Annotated in this window: 21 protein-coding genes; 15 read left to right on the top strand and 6 right to left on the bottom strand. The window is 62.8% G+C overall.

Annotated features, from left to right (window positions below; all coding sequences use genetic code 11):
• Positions 1-148 precede the first annotated feature (148 nt).
• Positions 149-337, bottom strand: a complete 189-nt coding sequence (locus tag LGN17_RS20165; RefSeq protein ID WP_175952373.1) for a hypothetical protein — start codon at positions 335-337, stop codon at positions 149-151.
• Between the two features lie 124 nt (positions 338-461).
• Between LGN17_RS20165 and LGN17_RS20160 the strand changes: the two genes are divergently transcribed.
• The 9 genes from LGN17_RS20160 (at position 462) to LGN17_RS20120 (ending at position 7,272) form a co-directional block, all read left to right on the top strand.
• Positions 462-677: a DUF3820 family protein gene (locus tag LGN17_RS20160; RefSeq protein WP_226198333.1), complete on the top strand. Its 216-nt coding sequence runs from the start codon at positions 462-464 to the stop codon at positions 675-677.
• 134 nt (positions 678-811) lie between these two features.
• The gene (locus tag LGN17_RS20155; protein WP_043184322.1) at positions 812-1,321 is read left to right on the top strand and encodes a hypothetical protein; all 510 of its coding nucleotides are present in this window, start codon (positions 812-814) and stop codon (positions 1,319-1,321) included.
• 288 nt (positions 1,322-1,609) lie between these two features.
• Positions 1,610-2,125, top strand: coding sequence for a hypothetical protein (locus LGN17_RS20150; RefSeq protein ID WP_175952375.1), 516 nt, complete (start codon positions 1,610-1,612; stop codon positions 2,123-2,125).
• Positions 2,126-2,229: 104 nt separating this feature from the next.
• Positions 2,230-3,378 (top strand): cytochrome c oxidase subunit II, encoded by a 1,149-nt coding sequence (locus LGN17_RS20145; protein WP_226198332.1) that lies wholly within the window; start codon positions 2,230-2,232, stop codon positions 3,376-3,378.
• Positions 3,379-3,400: 22 nt separating this feature from the next.
• Positions 3,401-5,161, top strand: coding sequence for a cytochrome c oxidase subunit I (ctaD, locus tag LGN17_RS20140; protein ID WP_226198331.1), 1,761 nt, complete (start codon positions 3,401-3,403; stop codon positions 5,159-5,161).
• Positions 5,158-5,769: a cytochrome c oxidase subunit 3 gene (locus LGN17_RS20135; RefSeq protein WP_226198330.1), complete on the top strand. Its 612-nt coding sequence runs from the start codon at positions 5,158-5,160 to the stop codon at positions 5,767-5,769. The genes ctaD and LGN17_RS20135 overlap by 4 nt, the downstream gene beginning before the upstream one ends.
• Positions 5,766-6,485, top strand: a complete 720-nt coding sequence (locus LGN17_RS20130; protein ID WP_175952379.1) for a heme-copper oxidase subunit III family protein — start codon at positions 5,766-5,768, stop codon at positions 6,483-6,485. Before LGN17_RS20135 ends, LGN17_RS20130 begins: the two co-directional genes overlap by 4 nt.
• Before the next feature lie 8 nt (positions 6,486-6,493).
• Positions 6,494-6,835 (top strand): cytochrome C oxidase subunit IV family protein, encoded by a 342-nt coding sequence (locus LGN17_RS20125; protein ID WP_226198329.1) that lies wholly within the window; start codon positions 6,494-6,496, stop codon positions 6,833-6,835.
• A gap of 116 nt (positions 6,836-6,951) precedes the next feature.
• A complete protein-coding gene (locus tag LGN17_RS20120; RefSeq protein ID WP_226198328.1) occupies positions 6,952-7,272 on the top strand; it encodes a high-potential iron-sulfur protein in 321 nt (106 codons plus the stop codon).
• Between the two features lie 311 nt (positions 7,273-7,583).
• On the opposite strand, the gene LGN17_RS20115 is transcribed toward LGN17_RS20120, so the two are convergent.
• Complete coding sequence (locus LGN17_RS20115; RefSeq protein WP_226198327.1) at positions 7,584-8,483, bottom strand: LysR family transcriptional regulator; 900 nt, start codon at positions 8,481-8,483, stop codon at positions 7,584-7,586.
• 180 nt (positions 8,484-8,663) lie between these two features.
• Between LGN17_RS20115 and LGN17_RS20110 the strand changes: the two genes are divergently transcribed.
• The 5 genes from LGN17_RS20110 (at position 8,664) to LGN17_RS20090 (ending at position 13,631) form a co-directional block, all read left to right on the top strand.
• Complete coding sequence (locus LGN17_RS20110) at positions 8,664-9,500, top strand: alpha/beta fold hydrolase (protein WP_150987680.1); 837 nt, start codon at positions 8,664-8,666, stop codon at positions 9,498-9,500.
• 56 nt (positions 9,501-9,556) lie between these two features.
• Positions 9,557-10,903, top strand: coding sequence for an LLM class flavin-dependent oxidoreductase (locus tag LGN17_RS20105; protein WP_226198326.1), 1,347 nt, complete (start codon positions 9,557-9,559; stop codon positions 10,901-10,903).
• Positions 10,904-10,930: 27 nt separating this feature from the next.
• The gene (locus tag LGN17_RS20100; RefSeq protein ID WP_226198325.1) at positions 10,931-11,920 is read left to right on the top strand and encodes a zinc-dependent alcohol dehydrogenase family protein; all 990 of its coding nucleotides are present in this window, start codon (positions 10,931-10,933) and stop codon (positions 11,918-11,920) included.
• Positions 11,921-12,042: 122 nt separating this feature from the next.
• Positions 12,043-12,789, top strand: a complete 747-nt coding sequence (locus tag LGN17_RS20095) for an SDR family NAD(P)-dependent oxidoreductase (RefSeq protein ID WP_226198324.1) — start codon at positions 12,043-12,045, stop codon at positions 12,787-12,789.
• A 92-nt stretch (positions 12,790-12,881) separates the two neighbouring features.
• A complete protein-coding gene (locus tag LGN17_RS20090; protein ID WP_226198323.1) occupies positions 12,882-13,631 on the top strand; it encodes an SDR family NAD(P)-dependent oxidoreductase in 750 nt (249 codons plus the stop codon).
• A gap of 138 nt (positions 13,632-13,769) precedes the next feature.
• Here LGN17_RS20090 and LGN17_RS20085 read toward each other — a convergent pair whose 3' ends face one another.
• Together LGN17_RS20085 and LGN17_RS20080 are read right to left on the bottom strand one after the other, a co-directional pair.
• Positions 13,770-15,242: an ATP-binding protein gene (locus LGN17_RS20085; RefSeq protein ID WP_226198322.1), complete on the bottom strand. Its 1,473-nt coding sequence runs from the start codon at positions 15,240-15,242 to the stop codon at positions 13,770-13,772.
• A gap of 4 nt (positions 15,243-15,246) precedes the next feature.
• Entirely contained in the window at positions 15,247-16,119 is an 873-nt protein-coding gene (locus LGN17_RS20080) for a PhzF family phenazine biosynthesis protein (RefSeq protein WP_226198321.1), read from the bottom strand.
• On the opposite strand from LGN17_RS20080, the gene LGN17_RS20075 reads away from it, so the two are divergent.
• A complete protein-coding gene (locus LGN17_RS20075) occupies positions 16,105-17,265 on the top strand; it encodes a helix-turn-helix domain-containing protein (RefSeq protein ID WP_226198320.1) in 1,161 nt (386 codons plus the stop codon). The two genes, LGN17_RS20080 and LGN17_RS20075, sit on opposite strands and share 15 nt — an antisense overlap.
• Positions 17,266-17,628: 363 nt before the next feature.
• On the opposite strand, the gene LGN17_RS20070 is transcribed toward LGN17_RS20075, so the two are convergent.
• Positions 17,629-18,225, bottom strand: a complete 597-nt coding sequence (locus LGN17_RS20070; protein ID WP_226198319.1) for an NADPH-dependent F420 reductase — start codon at positions 18,223-18,225, stop codon at positions 17,629-17,631.
• A 27-nt stretch (positions 18,226-18,252) separates the two neighbouring features.
• Positions 18,253-19,020: an SDR family NAD(P)-dependent oxidoreductase gene (locus LGN17_RS20065; RefSeq protein ID WP_226198318.1), complete on the bottom strand. Its 768-nt coding sequence runs from the start codon at positions 19,018-19,020 to the stop codon at positions 18,253-18,255.
• Between the last annotated feature and the right edge of the window lie 4 nt (positions 19,021-19,024).

The following is a 19,024-nucleotide window of genomic DNA, read 5'->3' as shown; positions in this document are numbered from 1 at the left end:
GCGCACGGCGCACCCATCGTAAGCAGCCCGACACGCAATCCGTCCGCAGGTGATTTCGGACGCAGCCGGTCACGGCACTCGCGTCGCATGGCGCCAGCGAAACTGCGAGCGGCATCTCGTCGCCTAGCGCCCGGCAGCGGGCGCCCTGTCAGTGTCTGAGCACGCAGACGGCCACGATTTCGTATCCGGGGTCGGCATGCACGTGCGCCGCCTTTTCCGCTTCCTCATACGAACCAAACGACGTGGCATCTTCAACCGCCGGTGCCATGCCGATATCGCCATCCTCGGCGGTGCAGAGGAACTGCTCGCCGGTCTTCACGACGTAGACGGACAACATGATTCCCTCCATCGTTTGCAGGGGGGAATTCCAGTCTAGCAGGCCGGAAAAGGGGTGCAGGCGGTTTGCAGCGTCCTTTCCGCGAGGCCTGCGACCGGCGCGAAAAGCCGTGCACAATACCGGCATGCAAAACCCAGACCTCGAACACCTCGTCACCGTCACCATGCCCTTTGGTAAATACAAGGGCCGGCTCATTGCCGACCTCCCCGGGCCTTACCTCAATTGGCTGGCCCGCGAAGGGTTCCCGCGCGGCGAAATCGGCCGTCAGCTTGCGCTGATGCACGAGATCGATCACAACGGCCTGCGGAGCTTGCTGGAGCCGTTGCGCAAACGCGGATAGCGCCGGTCGGATGCCATCGACGCAGCGCGCTGCGGCGGCCCCGCCTCGTCTGCGGAATCACCGCGCTGCCGCTGCTGACATAGAATAGAAAACAGTCCCTTGAGGACGAGTTGATGGCAAGAAAGGGGTGCCATATGAGACGCCTTTATTTCCTCGTACCCGATACGCAGATGGCGAAGGCCATCGTCGACGATCTACTGCGCGCACGTATCATCTGGCGCCATATCCACGTTCTCGCCGATCACAGTGTCACACTCGATCAGTTGCCCGAAGCATCGTTGCTGCAAAGCAGCGACGTCGTGCATGCGCTCGAACGCGGTGTCGCGCTCGGCGGCGCGGCCGGTGCGCTGATCGGACTCGTCGCGCTGGTATTTCCCCCGGCCGAGCTCGTGATCGCGGGCGGCGCCGTCGTCGGGCTGACGTTGGCGGGAGCGGGTTTCGGGGCGTGGACCGCCGCGATGATCGGCATCGCCGAGCCGAACGCGCGACTCCAGCGGTTTCGCGAGGCCATACAGGAAGGCCAGATCCTGATCATGGCCGACGTGCCGGCATTGCGAGAGCAGGAAATCGAAGAGATGGTCGCCCAGCATTTTCCGAAGGCGGACCTGGAGGGCGCTGAGCCTACTACACCGATCTTCCCCTGACGCGCAACAGCAAGCCGGCCCGCCCGACAGCCTGGTTCATCGATGCGTTTCGCCGCGCGCGCCGTTGCATGGCCGCGGCCGCGCGACGCCACGCGCCGACGGCCCGCCGATGCGCCGATCCGGAACCGCGAACGGAACGCCGCCGCCGTGCCACGCGACGAGCGGATCGTTCGCCGATTGTGCAGGCGACCCTGTCCGCCATGCCGGATCGGGCCAGGGACGCAGGGCCGACGCGGTGGCGCCTTCGGAACGGAAGCGCCGACGTCGAACCGTCGGCAAGGAGGTCGTATGGAACTGCACATTCAATCTCACCATTGGGAGCGTCGTACGCCCGACTGGGTCGCCGCTGCCGTGGCCGGGCTCGCGGGCGGTGCGCTGGTGATCGCGCTGGAATTCGTCTGGTCGACCCTCGTGCTCGGCACAAGCCCGTGGCAACCGACCCACAAGATCGCGGCGATGGTGATGGGCCGCAGCGCGCTTGGCCAGCTGACGCAGTTCAACCTTGAAATCGTGGCGATGGCGCTGCTGCTGCACTACGTGCTCGGCGCGATCATGGGGATGATGCTTGCCGCGATCATGGCGCCTTTCCGCTTCGATTCGAGCGTGGGCATGGAAGCCGTGATCGGGCTGGCGTTCGGGATCGTCGCGTATGGGTGGAACTTCTACGTCATGACGGCCGTGTTCCCGTGGTTCGTCTCCGAGCGCGGTTCCGGGCCCTTGCTGGCCAACCTGTTGTTCGGCGTGGTTGCGGCCATCACCTACGGCAGGCTGGAACGATTGCGCAAGCAGAACGCGGGCGACTGACCCATCGCGCTTCCCGCCGCGCCGAGCTTGAACGCGCGGCGCCCGCGGGAGACACGGAACCTGGTGTCGGCGGCTCTGGCGAGTGATACACGGCGAGGCGGCCTATGGCCCTTGCGATTGCCCTGGTCCTGATCATCCTGTTGGCGGTGGGGTTTCACTTTGCCAGTCCGTGGTGGATCACGCCGATCGCGTCGAACTGGGTGCGCATGGACGACATGCTGACGATCACGCTCGTCATCACTGGTGCATTCTTCGTCGCCATCAACCTGTTCATCGTGGTCGCACTGGTGCGCTATCGCCACCGCGGCGGGCATCGCGCCGCCTACGAACCGCATAACCGGAAGCTGGAATGGTGGCTGATCGGCCTGACCGTCGTCGGTGTGGCGGCGTTGCTGGCGCCGGGGCTGTTCGTCTACGCGGACTACATCCGGCCGCCGCGCAACGTGCTGCAGATGGAAGTGCTCGGCCAGCAATGGCAATGGCGATTCCGGTTCGCCGGCCCCGGCGGCAAGCTGGGCACGACCGACGTGCGCTACATCAGCAACGACAACCCGTTCGGCCTGAATCCCGCCGACCCGAACGGCCGCGACAACTACCTGATCGAGAGCCCCGAGGTACACCTTCCGCTCAACCGGCCGATCCAGGTCCTGACACGGTCGCGCGACGTGCTGCACGACTTCTACGTCCCGCAGTTCCGCGCGCGGATGAACATGGTGCCCGGCATGGTGACCACCTTCTGGTTCACGCCGACCAGGGCAGGGCGTTACGACATCCTGTGCGCGCAGCTCTGCGGGATCGGCCACTCCGGGATGCGCGGCGTGGTGGTGGTGGAGGACGAAGCCGCGTTCTCGCGCTGGCTGGCGCAGCAGACCACGTTCGCGCAGCAGCAGCTGGCCCGCGTGCAGGCCGCACCGGCCGCCGCGGGCGGCAGCGCGCAGGCGCTTGCCAACCTGGGCAAGACGCTCGCGGCGGCCAAGGGTTGCGTCGCTTGCCATACCGTGGACGGCAGCCCGCTCGTGGGCCCGACCTGGAAAGGCCTGTACGGCAAGACCGAAACGATGGCCGACGGCAGCACCGCGAAGGTGGACGAAGCCTATCTGCGCGCGTTCATCCGCAATCCGACGGCCCGCGTCGTGAAGGGCTTCTCGCCGATCATGCCGCACTTCGACCTGAGCGAGCAGGAACTGACCGCGCTGGTGGCCTATATCGAGGCACAGGGCGGGGCACCGGCCCGCACCGCGGCCCAGCCGTAGCGGAACAGACGGAGCAGACGCCATGACCTATGCGCACACCGACCACGTCTCGCAGAGCTTCTGGACCCGCTACGTGTGGAGCCAGGACCACAAGGTCATCGCCGTGCAGTACGCGCTGACGGCCATCGCGATCGGCCTGGTCGGCCTCGTATTGTCGGACCTGATGCGGCTGCAGCTCGGCTTCCCGGGCAAGTTCGCGTTCATCGACGCGAACCACTACTACCAGTTCGTCACCATGCACGGCATGATCATGGTGATCTACCTGCTGACGGCGCTGTTCCTCGGCGGCTTCGGCAACTACCTGATCCCGCTGATGCTCGGTGCGCGCGACATGGTGTTCCCGTTTCTCAACATGCTGAGCTACTGGGTCTACCTGCTGGCCGTGCTGGTGCTGGTGTCGAGCTTCTTCGTGCCGGGCGGGCCGACCGGCGCCGGCTGGACGCTCTATCCGCCGCAGGCCATCCTGCCGGGCACGCCGGGCGTGGAATGGGGCATCGTGCTGATGCTCGTGTCGCTGGCGATCTTCATCGTCGCGGCCACGATGGGCGGCCTGAACTACGTGACCACCACGCTGCAGGCACGCACGCGCGGCATGACGCTGATGCGCATGCCGCTCACGGTGTGGGGCATCTTCATCGCGACCATCATGGCGCTGCTGGCGTTTCCGGCGCTGTTCGTGTCGGCGGTGATGATGCTGTTCGACCGGACGCTCGGCACCAGCTTCTTCATTCCGGCCGTGGTGTCGATGGGGCAGACGCTCAAGCACGCCGGCGGCAGCCCGCTGCTGTTCCAGCACCTGTTCTGGTTCTTCGGGCATCCGGAGGTCTACATCGTCGCGCTGCCGGCCTTCGGCATCGCGTCGGATCTCATCAGCACGCACGCGCGCAAGAGCATCTTCGGCTACCGGATGATGGTGTGGGCCATCGTCATCATCGGCGCGCTGAGCTTCGTGGTCTGGGCGCACCACATGTTCATCGCCGGCATGAATCCGTACTTCGGCTTTTTCTTTGCCACCACCACGCTCATCATCGCCGTCCCGACCGCCCTCAAGGTCTACAACTGGGTGCTGACGCTGTGGCGCGGCGATATCCACCTGACCGTGCCGATGCTGTTCGCCATCGGCTTCATCAGCACCTTCGTGCTCGGCGGGCTGACCGGCCTCTACCTCGGCAACGTGAGCGTGGACATCCCGCTGTCGAACACGTACTTCGTGGTCGCGCACTTCCATATGGTGATGGCCGTGTCGCCGATCCTGGTGGTGTTCGGCGGCCTCTACCACTGGTACCCGAAGGTGACGGGCCGCATGCTCGACGACACGCTCGGTCGCGCGCACTTCTGGATCACCTTCGTCGGCACCTATGCGATCTACTTCCCGATGCACTATCTCGGCATCCTCGGCATGCCGCGGCGGTATTACGCGTACCAGGGCTACAGCTTCATTCCGCATTCGGCGCAGACGCTCAACACGTTCATCACGATCGTCGCGCTGATCGTCGCGGCGGCGCAGTTGCTGTTCCTGTTCAACCTCGCGTGGAGCCTCGTGCGCGGCCGGCGGGCCGAGGGCAACCCGTGGCGGGCCACCACGCTCGAATGGCAGACGCCTCAAACGCCGCCCGCGCACGGCAACTGGGGCGCGGCGCTTCCCGTCGTCTATCGCTGGGCGTACGAATACAGCCCGCCGGGGCAACAGGAAGACTTCGTGCCGCAGAACCAGCCGCCCGAGACCGCGCCTGAACCTGCACCGACCCATCCGGCACTGCACCCCGGCGAGGCGCACAAATGACCACGCTGCCGCGCCCCTTCGTGCCCGATGCGCCACCCGGCTTGCCGAATGCGGGCCGTACCGGCCTGGTCGTGTTCATGGCGGTTGCGACGATGCTGTTTTCGCTGCTGCTGCTCGCCTATGCGATGCGCATGCGTGAATCCGACTGGCAGCCGATCCCGCATCCGGCGCTGCTGTGGTGGAACACCGGCGCGCTCGCGCTGGCCAGCATCGCGATGCAGCGCGCCCGGCAACCGACCCTGCACCGCACGGCGTGGCTGGTGGGCGGCGGCGTGCTGGCGGCCGGGTTCGTGATCGGGCAACTGGCCGCGTGGCGCGTGCTGTCGGCGGCCGGGCAGACCGTTGCCGTCAATCCGTCCAACAGCTTCCTCTACCTGCTCACCGGCCTGCACGGGCTGCATGTACTGGGCGGCCTGGCGGCGTGGGGCGTGACGATCGCGCGGCTCCGGCGCGCCGACCCGTTCCGCGCTCAACGCGCCATCGCGCTGTGCGCGCTCTACTGGCATTTCCTGCTCGCAGTCTGGCTGGTGCTGCTGGCGGCGATGTGGTGGCTGACCCCCGGGATCGTCGTCGCCATCTGCGGGCCGGTGTATGGAGCCGCGCCATGACCGCGCCCACGATCCACACCGAATCCGCGGCCGAATCGCCTGCGGCCCCGCCCGCCGATGCCCGGCCCGACGGCTGGCGCGGCATCGTCACGGATTGGTCGTCCGACCGCGAAGCCTTCAGGGTGCCGTGGGGCAAGGCGATGATGTGGATCTTCCTGCTGTCGGACACCTTCGTCTTCAGCAGCTTCCTGATCGGCTACATGACGGTGCGCATGTCGACCACGGCGCCGTGGCCCGATACCGCGAAAGTGTTCGGGCTGAGCGTAGGCGGCGTGGAAGTGCCGTTGCTGCTGATTGCCATCATGACGTTCACGCTGATCAGCAGCAGCGGCACCATGGCGATGGCCGTCAACTTCGGCTACCGGCGCAACGCGAGGCCCGCCGCCGCGCTGTTGCTGGCGACCGCGCTGCTGGGCGCGACCTTCCTGTCGCTGCAGGCGTTCGAATGGAGCAACCTGATTTTCCGTGAAGGGATCCGCCCGTGGGGAAACCCGCTGGGCGCGGCGCAGTTTGGCGCGTGCTTCTTCACGATCACCGGGTTCCACGGCTTCCACGTGACCTGCGGCGTGATCTACCTGCTGCTGATCGCACGCAAGATCCTGCAGCCGGGGTTCACCGAACACGGCAACTTCCAGATCGTCGAGATCGCCGGCCTGTACTGGCACTTCGTCGACCTGGTGTGGGTGTTCATCTTCGCGCTGTTCTATTTGTGGTGAGGCAGGCCATGGAACATACCGATCCCGCCGATCGACCCGACGCCGCGCACGGCCAGCAGCATCCGATCGGCCTCTACCTGAAGATCTGGGGCCTGCTGTTCGTGCTGAGCACGTTCTCGTACCTGGTCGATTACTTCAATGTGCAGGGCCTGATGCGCTGGGTGCTGATCGTCGTGCTGATGATCGCGAAGGCCGGGCTGATTGTGTCGATCTTCATGCACATGATGTGGGAGCGTCTGGCGCTGGTGTACGCGATCCTGATACCGCCGCTGTGCCTGCTGGTGCTCATGGTGCTGATGGCGGCGGAAGCGCATCACACGTTCGGGATGCGGGCGCTGTTCTTTCACTGATGCGTTCTCCGGCCGATCCACGGGCGATGGGCGCCGTGTCGGAGCGGGCGGCATCGCGTCTTTGGGGAACGACGCGTCCCGGACATCCGTTCATGCAAACCTGAAGGGAGGCCCCCATGAAATTTTCACGCCGACGTTTTATTGCAGTCACCAGCGTTCTCGCCTCCGCGCTCGCCGTCGGACGCCGCGCGGCGGCGGCAGATGCCGGTGCCGGTGTCGTGCAGGAAACCGATGCAAATGCCCAGGCGCTTGGCTACAAGACGGACGCCAGCCGGGTCGACCATGCGAAGTACCCGAAATTCCGGGCGGGCGAGGCCTGTGCGAATTGCCAGTTCTTCCAGGGCAAGGCCGGCGCCATGACGGGGCCGTGCGCGATTTTCGGCGGCAAGCTGGTCAATGCGAAAGGGTGGTGCAGCACTTATACGAAAAAGGCGTAGCCAGGGAGCGAGCAACTGGCGATGTCGAAATTCACGTCACGCTGAATTTTTGCCATTCGACTCGGAACCCGGAACTCGGCGCTGTGCTGCGCCGACCGGTGGCCGACAGTCATCAGGCGCACGCGTTGCAACCGAAGCCATCGACTGCGGGGCTGGGCCGAACCTGATGCAGGGAGCGACGCGGACGCCGGGTTGTCCGGCTCATTTCGGCCACAAGTAGACACCCGGAAGCCTTCGGTGAATGGCGGTTAGCGAGAGACGAACCGTCACCCATCGATACGCGGCAAACGCATGGCTGAAATGCTGCGACATCATCCAGCGCGTGTTACGTCGACGCTTTCGCCAAACTCGTCCAGCAAGAAATTGATGAAGGCGCGGGCCGCCGCCCGGGTCGCGCGACCGAGGGGGAAATAGGCATGCACGTTGGTGCCGACCATCGACCAGTCGGTGAGGATCGGCACGAGCGATCCTTCCTCGAGCTCCCTGCGGCAGGCCCAGTATCCTATCGAGGTGATACCCAAGCCCGCCTTCGCGGCTGCAACCGCGCCTTCGTTGTCGCTGAACGATATATTGGGTTCGATTGGCACATTGCTGGTTATTCCGTTGTGCGTGAATGTCCAGGCGGTGCTGACAGTGGCCGCCGGTCCATAGACGATCCGGTGACCGACGAGCGCGTCCGGTGACAAGGGCGTGCCGCATCGCGCGAGATATGCAGGGGAGGCGACGATCAGTCGTGCGTAGCTCGTGAGCAGACGCGCCGTCGCATTGGAGTCTGGCAGGGTGCCTATCCGAATGGCGACATCGACCGCGTCCCGGACAAGGTCCTGGCGACGGTCGTCGAGCACCACGTCGATCCGCAGTCGCGGATGACGTTCAGCAAAACGGGGAAGTCGGGGGATGATCTCCCGCACCCCGGCACTCGTCGGCATCCCGATGCGCAGCGTTCCGCGAAGTTCGTCCTGCCGGACGCTCTGCCCGGCATCGTCAAGCTGGTCGAGCACGGCTTCGACGCGGATGAGATAGTCGGCGCCTGCCTCCGTCGGAATCACGGCGCGTGTCGTCCGCGCCAATAGAAGCGTGCCCAACTCGGCCTCGATGTCCGACACGGCGCGCGATGCCTGCGATTGCGAGATGGACAGCTCCCGCGCGGCGGCCGAAAAACTTTGCAGTCGGGCGACCCGGCAGAAAATCCGCAACGCGTTGATGTCCATCGTCTTCCTCCATGCGTCCTACGTTCTATCTATGCACATTCCGGATAGGTCATAACCGCGTTTCATGGCTAGTGCGTGGCGAGTCCGCCTTCTATATTGACACCGTAGCAGCACGAAACCGTCAATTCCGACAGGCCGCCACCTTCCTGGTTAGCGCGTTGGAGCATAGAGGATTAAACCATGAACAGCATCAATCACGATACGGCACCGACCCAATTCGTCGAGGCCAACGGCATCCGTTTCGCCTACCGCCGGTTCGGCAAGCAGGGCGGCGTGCCGCTTGTCTTCAATCAGCACTACACCGGCACCCTCGACCACTGGGATCCGGCGGTAACCGACGGTTTTGCAAAGGATCGCGAGGTGATCCTGTTTAACAACGCCGGCGTCGCCAGCTCCTCGGGCGAGACCCCGACGAGTTTCCAGGAGATGGGTGCCAATGCGATCGCCTTCATTCGCGCGCTGGGCCTGACCCAGGTCGACGTGCTCGGCATTTCGATCGGGGGCTTCGTGGCCCAGGAGATCGCGCTGCAGGGCGGCGACCTGGTCCGCAAGATCATCCTCGTCGGTACCGGGCATCGTTCACAGGACATGTCGGAAAGCCGCTCCGCTGAAATCTTCGCCGGCAGCTACGACCCGCCCGAACATCTGTGGCTTGCTGTCCATTTCGGACCTTCCGAAGCCAGCCAGAAGGCCGGCCTCGCCTTTCTTGAGCGCAAGCTGCGTCGTCAGGATCGCGATCCGCAAGTGAGCGAGCAAACCATTGCCGCTCAGGGCGAGGCGATCGGCAAATGGCACGTGCCGAACGATAGCGCATTGGCGTATCTGAAAGAGATCCGGCAGCCCGTGCTGATCGTCCAGGGCAGCAACGACGTCATCATTCCGACGAGGCATTCGTTCACGCTCCAGCAGCATCTGCCGAACGCGCAATTGATCGTCTATCCGGACTCCAATCACGGGTCGATTTATCAGTATCCGGAGACGTTCGTCGCCCATGCGACGACCTTCCTCGACGCCTGAAGCCCGCCGCCGACTCGTCAATCGAACCGGCGGCACCTGACGCGACGGAGCACCAGATGACCAGACATCGCCAACTCCACCTCGGCGCATTCATGCGGCCGGCGGCCATCCACACGGGTGCGTGGCGCTATCCGGGCGCCGATCCGCATGCGAATTTCAGCCTCGACCAGATGCGTCGCTCGATCCGGCGACTGGAAGAGGCGAAATTCGATGCCTTCTTCATGGCCGACCATCTGGCGTTATTGAACATGCCGATCGCGGCGCTGATGAGGAGCCACACGGTGACGTCATTCGAACCTTTCACGCTGCTCTCGGCGCTGTCGGCGGTGACTGAGCGGATCGGGCTGATCGCAACAGCCTCGACAACCTTCGATGCGCCGTACCACGTTGCCAGGCGGTTTGCGTCGCTGGACCACATCAGCGGCGGTCGGGCCGGCTGGAACGTGGTGACAACGGCGAACCCCGACGCGGCCCTCAACTTCGGCTACGAGTCCCAGATGGGGCATGACGATCGCTACGAGCTTGCACGGGAGTTTGTCGATGTCGTCACCGGTCTATGGGACAGCTTCGCCGATGACGCCTTCGTCAGGAACACCGAGAGCGGGGTCTTCGTCGATCCCGCACGAATTCATGCGATCAGTCATGCTGGTCCCTCACTGAAAGTGCGCGGCCCGCTCAACATCGCACGGCCTCCGCAGGGCTGGCCTGTGATCGTGCAGGCCGGTGCGTCACCGGCAGGGCGGCAGTTCGCGGCGGAAACCGCCGAGGTCATTTTCGGCGCCCCGCCGACGATAGAGGCCGCACGCAGCTTCAATGCCGATGTCCGTACCCGCATGGCATCGATCGGCCGCGCCCCCGACGCGCTGCGTTACTTGCCCGGCGCGTTCGTGGTCGTGGCCGACAGCAAGGATGAGGCGCTCGAGCGCCGCGCGACGCTCGACAGCCTAATCCACTACGACAGTGGCATCGGCTCTCTGAACGCGATGCTCGGAATCGACGTCTCTGGCCATGATCCCGATGGACCACTACCGGAGATCCCGGAGACTGAAGCTGGCCGCTCGCAGCGCGAGCGCATGGTCAATCTCGCGCGGGAGAAGGGTCTGACGATCCGGGAGCTGGCGCGAGCCGCCGGCAGCTATTCGGGCTTCGCCTTCGTCGGCACTGCAACATCGATCGCCGACGAGATGCAGGAGTGGTTGGAGACTGAAGCCGCCGATGGCTTCAACGTCATGTTTCCCTGGATTCCAGGCGGCCTCGACGAGGTGGTCGACAAGCTCGTCCCGGAGCTCCAGCAGCGCGGTTTGTTCAGACGCGAATATGAAGGGCACACATTGCGCGAGCATCTCGGCCTTCCACGGCCAACCAACCGTTTCTTTCCGCACGAGCCCAGCGAGGTCGTCTGATTTCATTTTCCGATAAAGGATTTCTCCATGGCACGCATCGTCACATTTGCTGAATATGGCGCACCCGATGTTCTGAAGATCGAGGACGTCGCATTGCCGGAACCGGGACCGGATGAGATCCGCATCGCCGTCAAGGCGATCGGTTTGAACCGTGCGGAATCGATGTGGCGCACCGGCGTCTATGTCGAACCGGTCAATCTTCCCGGACGGCTGGGCTATGAGTCCGCAGGCGTTGTCGAGGCCGTCGGAGAAAACGTCACGCACCTCGCGGTGGGCGATGAAGTTTCCACCATGCCGGCCTTCTCCATGAACGATTACGGCCTGTATGGCGACCATGTGTTGGCGCCAGCAAGTGCCGCCGTGAAGAAGCCATCGTCAATCTCGTTCGAAGAAGCGGTTTCAATCTGGAATCCCTTCATCACGCCGTGGGGAGCGTTCATCGAAAGCGGCATCGTGACGCATAGCGATACGGTGATCATCACTGCCGGTTCGAGCAGCGTGGGCATCGGTGCGATCCAGGTTGCGAAGCTTGCAGGGGCGAAGGTCATCGCAACGACGCGCACCAGGGAGAAGGTCGCGCCAATCAGAGCGGCCGGTGCGGACCATGTCGTCGTCACCGACGACGAGGATCTGGCGGTCGAGGTCGAACGGATCACCCAAGGCGCGGGTGCAACCGTCGCGTTCGATCCGATCGGTGGTCCCGCTTTCCCCAAGCTTGTCGACGCCCTGGCGCCGGGCGGCACGGTCATGATCTATGGCGCATTGAGCGACGAAGTGACACCGCTCCCGATGCTCCGGACGCTCGCAAAGGAGGTTGTAATCCGGGGCTATAACCTGTTCTCGATTACGACCACCCCGGCCCGTCAGGCCAAGGTAGCCAGATTCGTTTATGAAAATCTCGAAGCGGGCAAGCTGAAGGCAACCATCTCGAAGTACTTCCCGTTCGAACAAATCGTCGAAGCGCATCGCGAGCTGGAGAAGAACCAGCATATCGGCAGGATCGTAATCACGCTGTAATTTGCGGCAGTCGTCCGCAGCGAACTTCCGCGCAACGTTTTTTCAACTCGTCTTTGCAGCGGTTGCAAAGCATCGGGCGATTGATATGCGCGTGACTCACCCTCTACTCAATGGACAGCATCATGGCAAATACGCTTCAAGGAAAGATCGCTCTTGTGACGGGCGGCTCACGCGGTATCGGTGCCGCAACCGCCATCCAGCTCGCCGCGGAAGGCGCGACCGTAGCGCTAAGTTATTCCAGCAGCGAGACCGCGGCCAGAGCGGTCATTGCAACGATCGAAGCGTCCGGTGGCAAGGCTATTGCCCTGAAGGCCGACCAGGCGGACGCAACTGCGGTTAAAGCATTGATTGCCGACGTTGTCGAGCGGTTGGGCCGGATCGACATTCTGGTCAACAACGCCGCCGTTTTCGTGACGGGCACGGTGGCCGAGACCACCGACACATCGGGCTTCGAGCGACAGCAGAAGATCAATTACGAAGCCGTGGTAACCGCAATTCGGGAAGCATCGCGGGTAATGGATAGCGGCGGCAGGATTATCTCGATTTCGTCGGCCCTCGCGTGGCGATCGACCTGGCCAGGCCTTGCCGATTACAGCGCAACAAAGCGCGCGATTGAGGGCTACAGCAAAGGTGCTGCGCGGGATCTGGGCCCGAAGGGCATTACCGTGAACGTTATCGGAACCGGTTCGACGAATACCGAGATGAATCCTGACAACAGTCCCTTTGCCGAGGCGCAGGCAGCCGCCACGGCGCTTGGGCGCTTTGGTCGGCCTGAAGAGATCGCTTCCGTGGTCGCCTTCGTCGCCAGCCCGGCGGCGAGCTTCATTACCGGCGCGATCATTCCCGTTGACGGGGGCTACAGCGCGTAACGCAATACGAGCCATGTGACGCGATGGTCGCGTTTCGTGGCTCGGATGACTTTGAATCTTTTTTCGTAACGGGTTACCGAAGGAGTCTGAACATGAATCATTCGCCAGTAGTACTTGTGACGGGAGCGCTTTCTGGAATTGGTCGCGCGACAGCAATTGCCTTCGCTAAAGAGAAAGCGCGGCTCGTGATTTCGGGCCGTCGGCTCGAAGAAGGCAGGAAGTTCGCAGAGCAACTGCGTTCGTCTGGTGCCGATGTGGAATTTGTGCAGGCAGACGTGCGTTTCGAGGACCAGGTCCAAGGCTTGGTCGACCGCGTCATTTCCCGTTTTGGTCGTCTGGATATTGCGGTGAACAGCGCCGGTTACGAGGGCGAGCCGGCACCGATCGTCGAGCAGAACGTCGATCAATATGCGTTCGTTTTCGATACGAATGTTCTCGGCACGTGGCTGGCGCTCAAGCACGAAATCCGCGTGATGACGGCCCAGGGCAGCGGAAGCATTGTCAATGTATCGTCAACGATGGGCATTCGCGGCGCCCCCCGTAACGCACTTTACGTCGCCAGCAAGCATGCGGTCGAGGGCCTGACGAAATCCGCCGCACTCGAGACGGCGGCGCACAATATTCGAGTCAACGCGGTGGCTCCGGGGCCCATACAGACTGAAATGCTTGACCGCATAACGGGTTCCGAATCGAGCAAGGCCGCGATGCTCGCCACCGTGCCACTTAAACGCGCGGGAACGCCCGAGGAGATTGCAGATGCCATCGTTTTTGTGGCGTCGGATAAAGCGAGTTTTATGACCGGAGAAGTGCTTCGGGTCAACGGGGGACGCACTGCTGCGTGAGACTTGCTCACAGCCCACTCGTGATTGGATGACCTCGCTGCCCGCACTGCGGGCTCGAGATTTTGTGCCATTCAACACCTGAAGTTCAGGCCGCGTTGGCGGGTCTGCGCCCACCTTTTCATTGCATGCTCAGACATCCTATGCAAGCTCCCGCTCTTCCACTTTCTCTTTGAACGGATCCGTTCCAATGGTTGGGGCCGCGTCACAAGCACCGAAGTTGTAACCGGCATAGCGCGCGAACATTTGCATGTCGTTCCCTTCGGTGAGACACTTTTGCAACGCGTATGCTCGAGCGGATTCGGAAAGGAAAAATCGATGTTCGCCGTTACCGGGTTCCACACTCACCAACGACTTCTCAGTCAGTTCAGCAATGCCGCTGGCAACGTCAGACAGCGTATATGTCGTATCACCCACTAGCGCACGCAACGCTTCAAAAGTAAAAGCACTCCGGAATGCCGCAACGTGACCGAATAGTTTCTGACTCGATGGGCTCAGCGACGCAAAGCTCCGGTCGAAGCTGGCCCGTAACGTCTGGTGGTGCGCAAGAGCGGTCCTGTATCCATGCGTCAGCAACTCGAAGCGATCGTCGAGAAATGCGTGAACACCTCGAACGCCCAATGTACCGACACGTCCGACTGCCATTTCGATCGCCAATGGATTACCGTCTAGCCGACGACAGATATCACCAACGAGATGAGCGCTTTTTCTTAAATTATCAACGTCGAAACCTGACTGTTGCGCGCGCTGCAAGAACATTTGCACTGCCGCACAATCCAGAACCTCCGTGGTGGATGAACCTGGAAGCGGCACTTCAAGCGGGTGTACCTGGAAGACAACCTCACCTAATACCCGCAACGGTTCGCGGCTCGTTACGAGTACCTGTAAATTGTCACGCCGCATGCTAAGTGAATCGACAAGTCGAGCGACTGCATCGATGACGTGCTCTGCGTTGTCTAGCACTAGTAGTGTGCGGTCTTGCGGCAATGCTGCGACTAGCTCGTCAACCCCCGACCTGTCGTCCCGTATCGATACGCCGAATGCCGCAGCAACTTTTTGCAGAACCATGTCTGGAGAGGCAGCATCGGCAAGCTTGACGAAACGTGTGACGTCAAAGCGGCCGCATACTGCCGCATGAGCAACTTCAATTGCCGCGCTGGTCTTCCCGACTCCGCCGGCGCCCACCAGTGTCAATACACGCGTCGTGTCCAGCATTGCCGCGATATTGGAGACCAGTCTGTCGCGTCCCGTGAGTGCGCGGTGCCGTATCGGGATATCGCCGTCGCTCTGCCAGACCGGTGTAGCCACCGTCAATTTCGCGTCAGGGGCCTGCGTCTGCCTTAGTTGGTAGCCGCGACCGGGTACGGTCACAATCAGGTCGCGCTGCGGTCCGAGCAATTTTCGCAACGCGCAAAGGTGTACATGCAGATTGTTTTCTTCAACTACTGTTCTAGGCCAGACCGCGTCCATCAACTCGTCTTTCGTTACGAGACGTCCCGCCGCAGACAAAAGTACCGCGAGCACGTCAAAGGCACGCGAACCTACGTGGATAGCTTCCCCATCACGTCGCAATGAGCGCGTCGACAAATCGACTTCGAGTGTGCCTAGCAACATGGCATCAGACCTCGTCAATCAGACAAACCGGGCCACTGAGCCAGCAACCACGGCCTTCATCGGCCACATCCCGGAAGTTCACCGTGATCGCGGATGGACGTCCCATCGCCACGCCTTGACGCACGACAACGCCGCGTACCCCCTTCGCGACGAGCCCATAGCGATGCGCGCCGAACAGCAGCGCTGCCGCTGCGATGCCTGTCGCCGCGTCTTCCGGGTAGCCGGATGCGCGCGGGAATTGCCGTGCCTCGAACACGTGCGGTGCGTTGGCATCGAACGAAAACGGATACAGACCGGTCGACGACAGCGCGTCGCATAAGGCTTCGATGAGCTCTAGCTTCGGCGTGATCGCATTTAGCCGTGAGATTGTGCGGATCGGTACCAGCGTTTTGGTGCGGCTCGTCGTCGCGTTGGCGATGCCGAGGGGCAGCAGATCGTTCGCATCAAGGTTCAATGCATCGAGTGTTCTTGCGATGAGCGCCGCGTCAATGACCGGCTCGACGCGTCCCGCAGGCTGGCTGACTTCGATCCGCGCGTCGGACGTGTTGTACCGTGCTTCGACGCTTCCGCTCAGCGTCTCGATCAGAGCGGTGTTCGTGCGCCATGCGCCTGTGTGACGCAGCAGCCACAATGCGCCCAGCGCCGCGTGTCCGCACATCTCCATCTCGTGGTTGGGCACGAAAAAGCGGAAGCGGAAATCGTGGCGCGGGTCGACGGCGCGCATCACAAACCCACTTTCCAGACCATAGGCGCGGGCCACGTCTTTCATTTGCGCCTCGGTCCAGCCGTTCGCGTCGAGGGCAACCGGGGCCGGGTTGCCGCCTTCGTCAGTGGTGGAAAATACCCGTACAAGTCGTACTCGTTGTACGATGCTCATGCGATTGTTCCGAAATTAATCCTGCTCATCGGCGTGCTGCCCTTTGTGAAGCCGGCGCGAAGGCCAGTCCGTCATTTCTCGCAGCATGCACGATCGGCGTTTTTTCTTCGCTTCCGTTTGGGCCGGAACATGCTCACTATTGGGCCATGGCGGTTTGCGTTAGTGCGTTGCTACAATCCACCGGAAAATCCCAAGTCGCAGGTTCGCGTTATGTTTTATCAAACGTCTAAATCGCACATTCCCGCCGACCGTGTGGCCGCGACCTGTCGCATCACGATGGCCGATTACGTGACGTCATGGCACGAGCACGAAGAGTTCATGTTCCTGCTGCCACATCAAGGCGCGCTGACGCTGACCTCGGAGCGTTCGAAGCACGCGCAGCGCATCAGCGCCGGCGTGCTTGCGATGGTTCCGGCCGGGATTTTTCACGACACGGCGAGCAATCGCGGAGAGCATTGCCATACGGCGGTATATGTGGAGCGCGACTTCGTTTCGTTTTGTGCGCGCAAATCCAATGGTCGAATCGCCAAGGGCGAGGCACCGCGCTACTGCGCGCCGCCACATGCACTGCTTGGCGCGCTGCGTTTGCAAAGACAGTTCGACGCGGCCGGCAAAACGGGGGAAGCACATGATATGTCGCGGTATCAACACGATCTGGTCGATCGGCTGATTGCATCTGCGTGCGTGGAGGCCGTGCTAAGTGCCGCACCGAGCGATACCAATCCGAAGGTTTCGCGCGGACAACTGGTCGGTGAGATTAAGGCGTATCTTGACGTCATGCTGGCGGAGCGAATTGATATAGAGGCAATCGCTTCAGAATTCGCCATATCGCGACGTCATCTCACTCGGATCTTCCGCGAGGAGACAGGCGAAAGCCTCACCGCTTATCAAGTCCGACAACGTGTAATGCGTGCGCGTTCGCTCTTGGATGTTCCCGGCACGACCGTGCTGTCGGCGGCCTTGAGCGTAGGGATCGAATCGCCATCCTATCTGGCAAGGCTGTTTAACAAGTTCGGTATGCCTTCGCCCCGCGATCTAAAGGCATCGAGTCTGCCCGATGCAACTGACGCTTCTTCACTTGCGAGAACCCTATCAGACTCAAACCATTCACCCGGTAATCCTGGAGTGCCTAACCGCTCGCGATAAGGTTGCTGCCGGCGGTTTGGACGCGGCTGTTCCAGACTGTGACGCTGAACGGCCGATTCTGTTGGCCGTTATCGAGAATTTCGAAAGTCTGCGCCGGGTCGACTACGGTCGACCGCATCAGGCGGTAGCCCGCCATCATCGGTCATCGTCCCTCGACGGGCCTGACGGCCGTCCGCCGGCGCGAAGCGGACGGTGGTGCAGAGCACCCGACCGGCGCCAATGTAACCGGCGCATTGCGACTCGCCGAACGGCTTGGCCCGGACGCCACGATCGTGACGATCATGTGCGACACGGGCATGCAGTATCTGAAGTCGTTCGCGCAAGCGATCGGCCGATGGCCTTCGGGTGGATCGGGGCGGTCGATCAGTCGAACCTGATCAGGTCCTTGAAGATCAGGTGTCCCCAGCTTTTTCCGCGCGCGTGCACCAGCCATCCGCCTTTCGAAAGCCCGCCAAGCTGGATCGGCGCGAAACCGAGTTTTTCCGCAAGCGCACCGACCTCCGCTGCGGCGCCGTCATCGTCGCTCGCCAGGAACACGACGCGCCGGCCGCCGTGGACGGCCGGGTCCTGGTCGAGGACGGCAGCGACCAGATGGTTGAAGCCTTTCACCAGCCTCGCGCCGGCGAACGCTTTCGCGACGAAGGCCGAGGACGGGAGGCCGTCCAGTTCGTCAAGCGGGGCCTGCGTGTTCATCGCGTCGATGACCGTCTTCCCGGTCCAGTCGGCCAGTGCTTGGGCGACCGCCGGGTGCGACTCGAAACGAACCGCCAGAAAGAGGATGTCCGCCTTGACCGCTTCCGCAAGGGTGGTGGGGACGATCGTTGGCCCGATCGCGGCGGCATCGGCCGCAAAGCTTGCCGGATCGCGTGTGGTTGCAACGGCCACTTCGATGCCGTGGCGGGCGAAGGCCCTGGCAAGCGCGCGGCCGATCTTGCCGAAGCCGATGATTGCGTAACGCATGTGTTTCTCCTTCGTTTCGCGGTGGGCTCAGAGCTTGTAGCCGCCGCTCGCCTCGATCGTCTGGCCGGTCACCCAATGGCCTTCATCGGAAGCCAGAAACGCCACGACATCGGCGATTTCCGACGGCTCGCCAACGCGGCCCAGCGCGATTTGCGCCTCGAGCGCCTTGACGAGTTCGGGGTTCTCCCGAAGGGCGGCGTTCGCATCCGTTCGCGTGAAGCCCGGCGCGACGGCGTTCGCGGTGATGCCGCGCGGCCCCAGCTCGATGGCGAGCACATGGGTCAGCGTGTTGATCGCCGCTTTCGCCATCGAGTAGACGGGCGCCGCCGTAACGGGCTTCGTGGCGGCAGCGGAAGAAATGTTGATGATGCGTCCGCCGTCGGCGAGGCGATCGAGCGCGGCTTGAATGATGAAGAAGGGCGCACGGGCGTAGACCGCCATCAGGGTGTCCCAGCTCTCCGGCGTCGCGTCCTTGAAGCCAAGCCAGCCGGAATTGCCGGCGTTGTTGACCAGGATGTCGAGGGTTTTGCTGCCGTGCCGTCGGGTGAATTCGTCGTCGAGTCTTTCAAACAAGGCCGGGACGCTCGCCGGGGCGACGAGATCCGCATGGATCGCAAACGCGGCGCCTCCCGCTTTCTCGATGGCCGCGACCGTCTCGTCCGCGCCCGATCGGCTGGCGTTGTAGGTCAGTGCGACTGTCGCCCCGTCCCTGGCCAGACGTTCGGCGATCGCGCGGCCGATGCCCCGTGATGCGCCGGTCACGAGCGCGGTCTTGCCCTTTAGCGATTGGGTCATGTTG

The organism is Burkholderia sp. AU30280 (assembly GCF_020420125.1).
Taxonomy (GTDB): Bacteria; Pseudomonadota; Gammaproteobacteria; order Burkholderiales; family Burkholderiaceae; genus Burkholderia.
Note: the sequence above shows the minus strand (reverse complement) of the source record. Positions and strands in the feature narration are given on the sequence as shown.

What these genes read in the sequence shown, in the direction of transcription:
- LGN17_RS20135 (WP_226198330.1), top strand. Translation starts at nt 5,158, where the DNA reads ATGACCACGCTGCCGCGCCCCTTCGTGCCCGATGCGCCACCCGGCTTG.
- LGN17_RS20070 (WP_226198319.1), bottom strand. Translation starts at nt 18,225, where the DNA reads ATGCGTTACGCAATCATCGGCTTCGGCAAGATCGGCCGCGCGCTTGCC.
- ctaD (WP_226198331.1), top strand. Translation starts at nt 3,401, where the DNA reads ATGACCTATGCGCACACCGACCACGTCTCGCAGAGCTTCTGGACCCGC.
- LGN17_RS20100 (WP_226198325.1), top strand. Translation starts at nt 10,931, where the DNA reads ATGGCACGCATCGTCACATTTGCTGAATATGGCGCACCCGATGTTCTG.
- LGN17_RS20145 (WP_226198332.1), top strand. Translation starts at nt 2,230, where the DNA reads ATGGCCCTTGCGATTGCCCTGGTCCTGATCATCCTGTTGGCGGTGGGG.
- LGN17_RS20080 (WP_226198321.1), bottom strand. Translation starts at nt 16,119, where the DNA reads ATGAGCATCGTACAACGAGTACGACTTGTACGGGTATTTTCCACCACT.
- LGN17_RS20065 (WP_226198318.1), bottom strand. Translation starts at nt 19,020, where the DNA reads ATGACCCAATCGCTAAAGGGCAAGACCGCGCTCGTGACCGGCGCATCA.
- LGN17_RS20085 (WP_226198322.1), bottom strand. Translation starts at nt 15,242, where the DNA reads ATGTTGCTAGGCACACTCGAAGTCGATTTGTCGACGCGCTCATTGCGA.
- LGN17_RS20155 (WP_043184322.1), top strand. Translation starts at nt 812, where the DNA reads ATGAGACGCCTTTATTTCCTCGTACCCGATACGCAGATGGCGAAGGCC.
- LGN17_RS20095 (WP_226198324.1), top strand. Translation starts at nt 12,043, where the DNA reads ATGGCAAATACGCTTCAAGGAAAGATCGCTCTTGTGACGGGCGGCTCA.
- LGN17_RS20165 (WP_175952373.1), bottom strand. Translation starts at nt 337, where the DNA reads ATGTTGTCCGTCTACGTCGTGAAGACCGGCGAGCAGTTCCTCTGCACC.
- LGN17_RS20110 (WP_150987680.1), top strand. Translation starts at nt 8,664, where the DNA reads ATGAACAGCATCAATCACGATACGGCACCGACCCAATTCGTCGAGGCC.
- LGN17_RS20105 (WP_226198326.1), top strand. Translation starts at nt 9,557, where the DNA reads ATGACCAGACATCGCCAACTCCACCTCGGCGCATTCATGCGGCCGGCG.
- LGN17_RS20160 (WP_226198333.1), top strand. Translation starts at nt 462, where the DNA reads ATGCAAAACCCAGACCTCGAACACCTCGTCACCGTCACCATGCCCTTT.
- LGN17_RS20120 (WP_226198328.1), top strand. Translation starts at nt 6,952, where the DNA reads ATGAAATTTTCACGCCGACGTTTTATTGCAGTCACCAGCGTTCTCGCC.
- LGN17_RS20115 (WP_226198327.1), bottom strand. Translation starts at nt 8,483, where the DNA reads ATGGACATCAACGCGTTGCGGATTTTCTGCCGGGTCGCCCGACTGCAA.
- LGN17_RS20150 (WP_175952375.1), top strand. Translation starts at nt 1,610, where the DNA reads ATGGAACTGCACATTCAATCTCACCATTGGGAGCGTCGTACGCCCGAC.
- LGN17_RS20125 (WP_226198329.1), top strand. Translation starts at nt 6,494, where the DNA reads ATGGAACATACCGATCCCGCCGATCGACCCGACGCCGCGCACGGCCAG.
- LGN17_RS20130 (WP_175952379.1), top strand. Translation starts at nt 5,766, where the DNA reads ATGACCGCGCCCACGATCCACACCGAATCCGCGGCCGAATCGCCTGCG.
- LGN17_RS20090 (WP_226198323.1), top strand. Translation starts at nt 12,882, where the DNA reads ATGAATCATTCGCCAGTAGTACTTGTGACGGGAGCGCTTTCTGGAATT.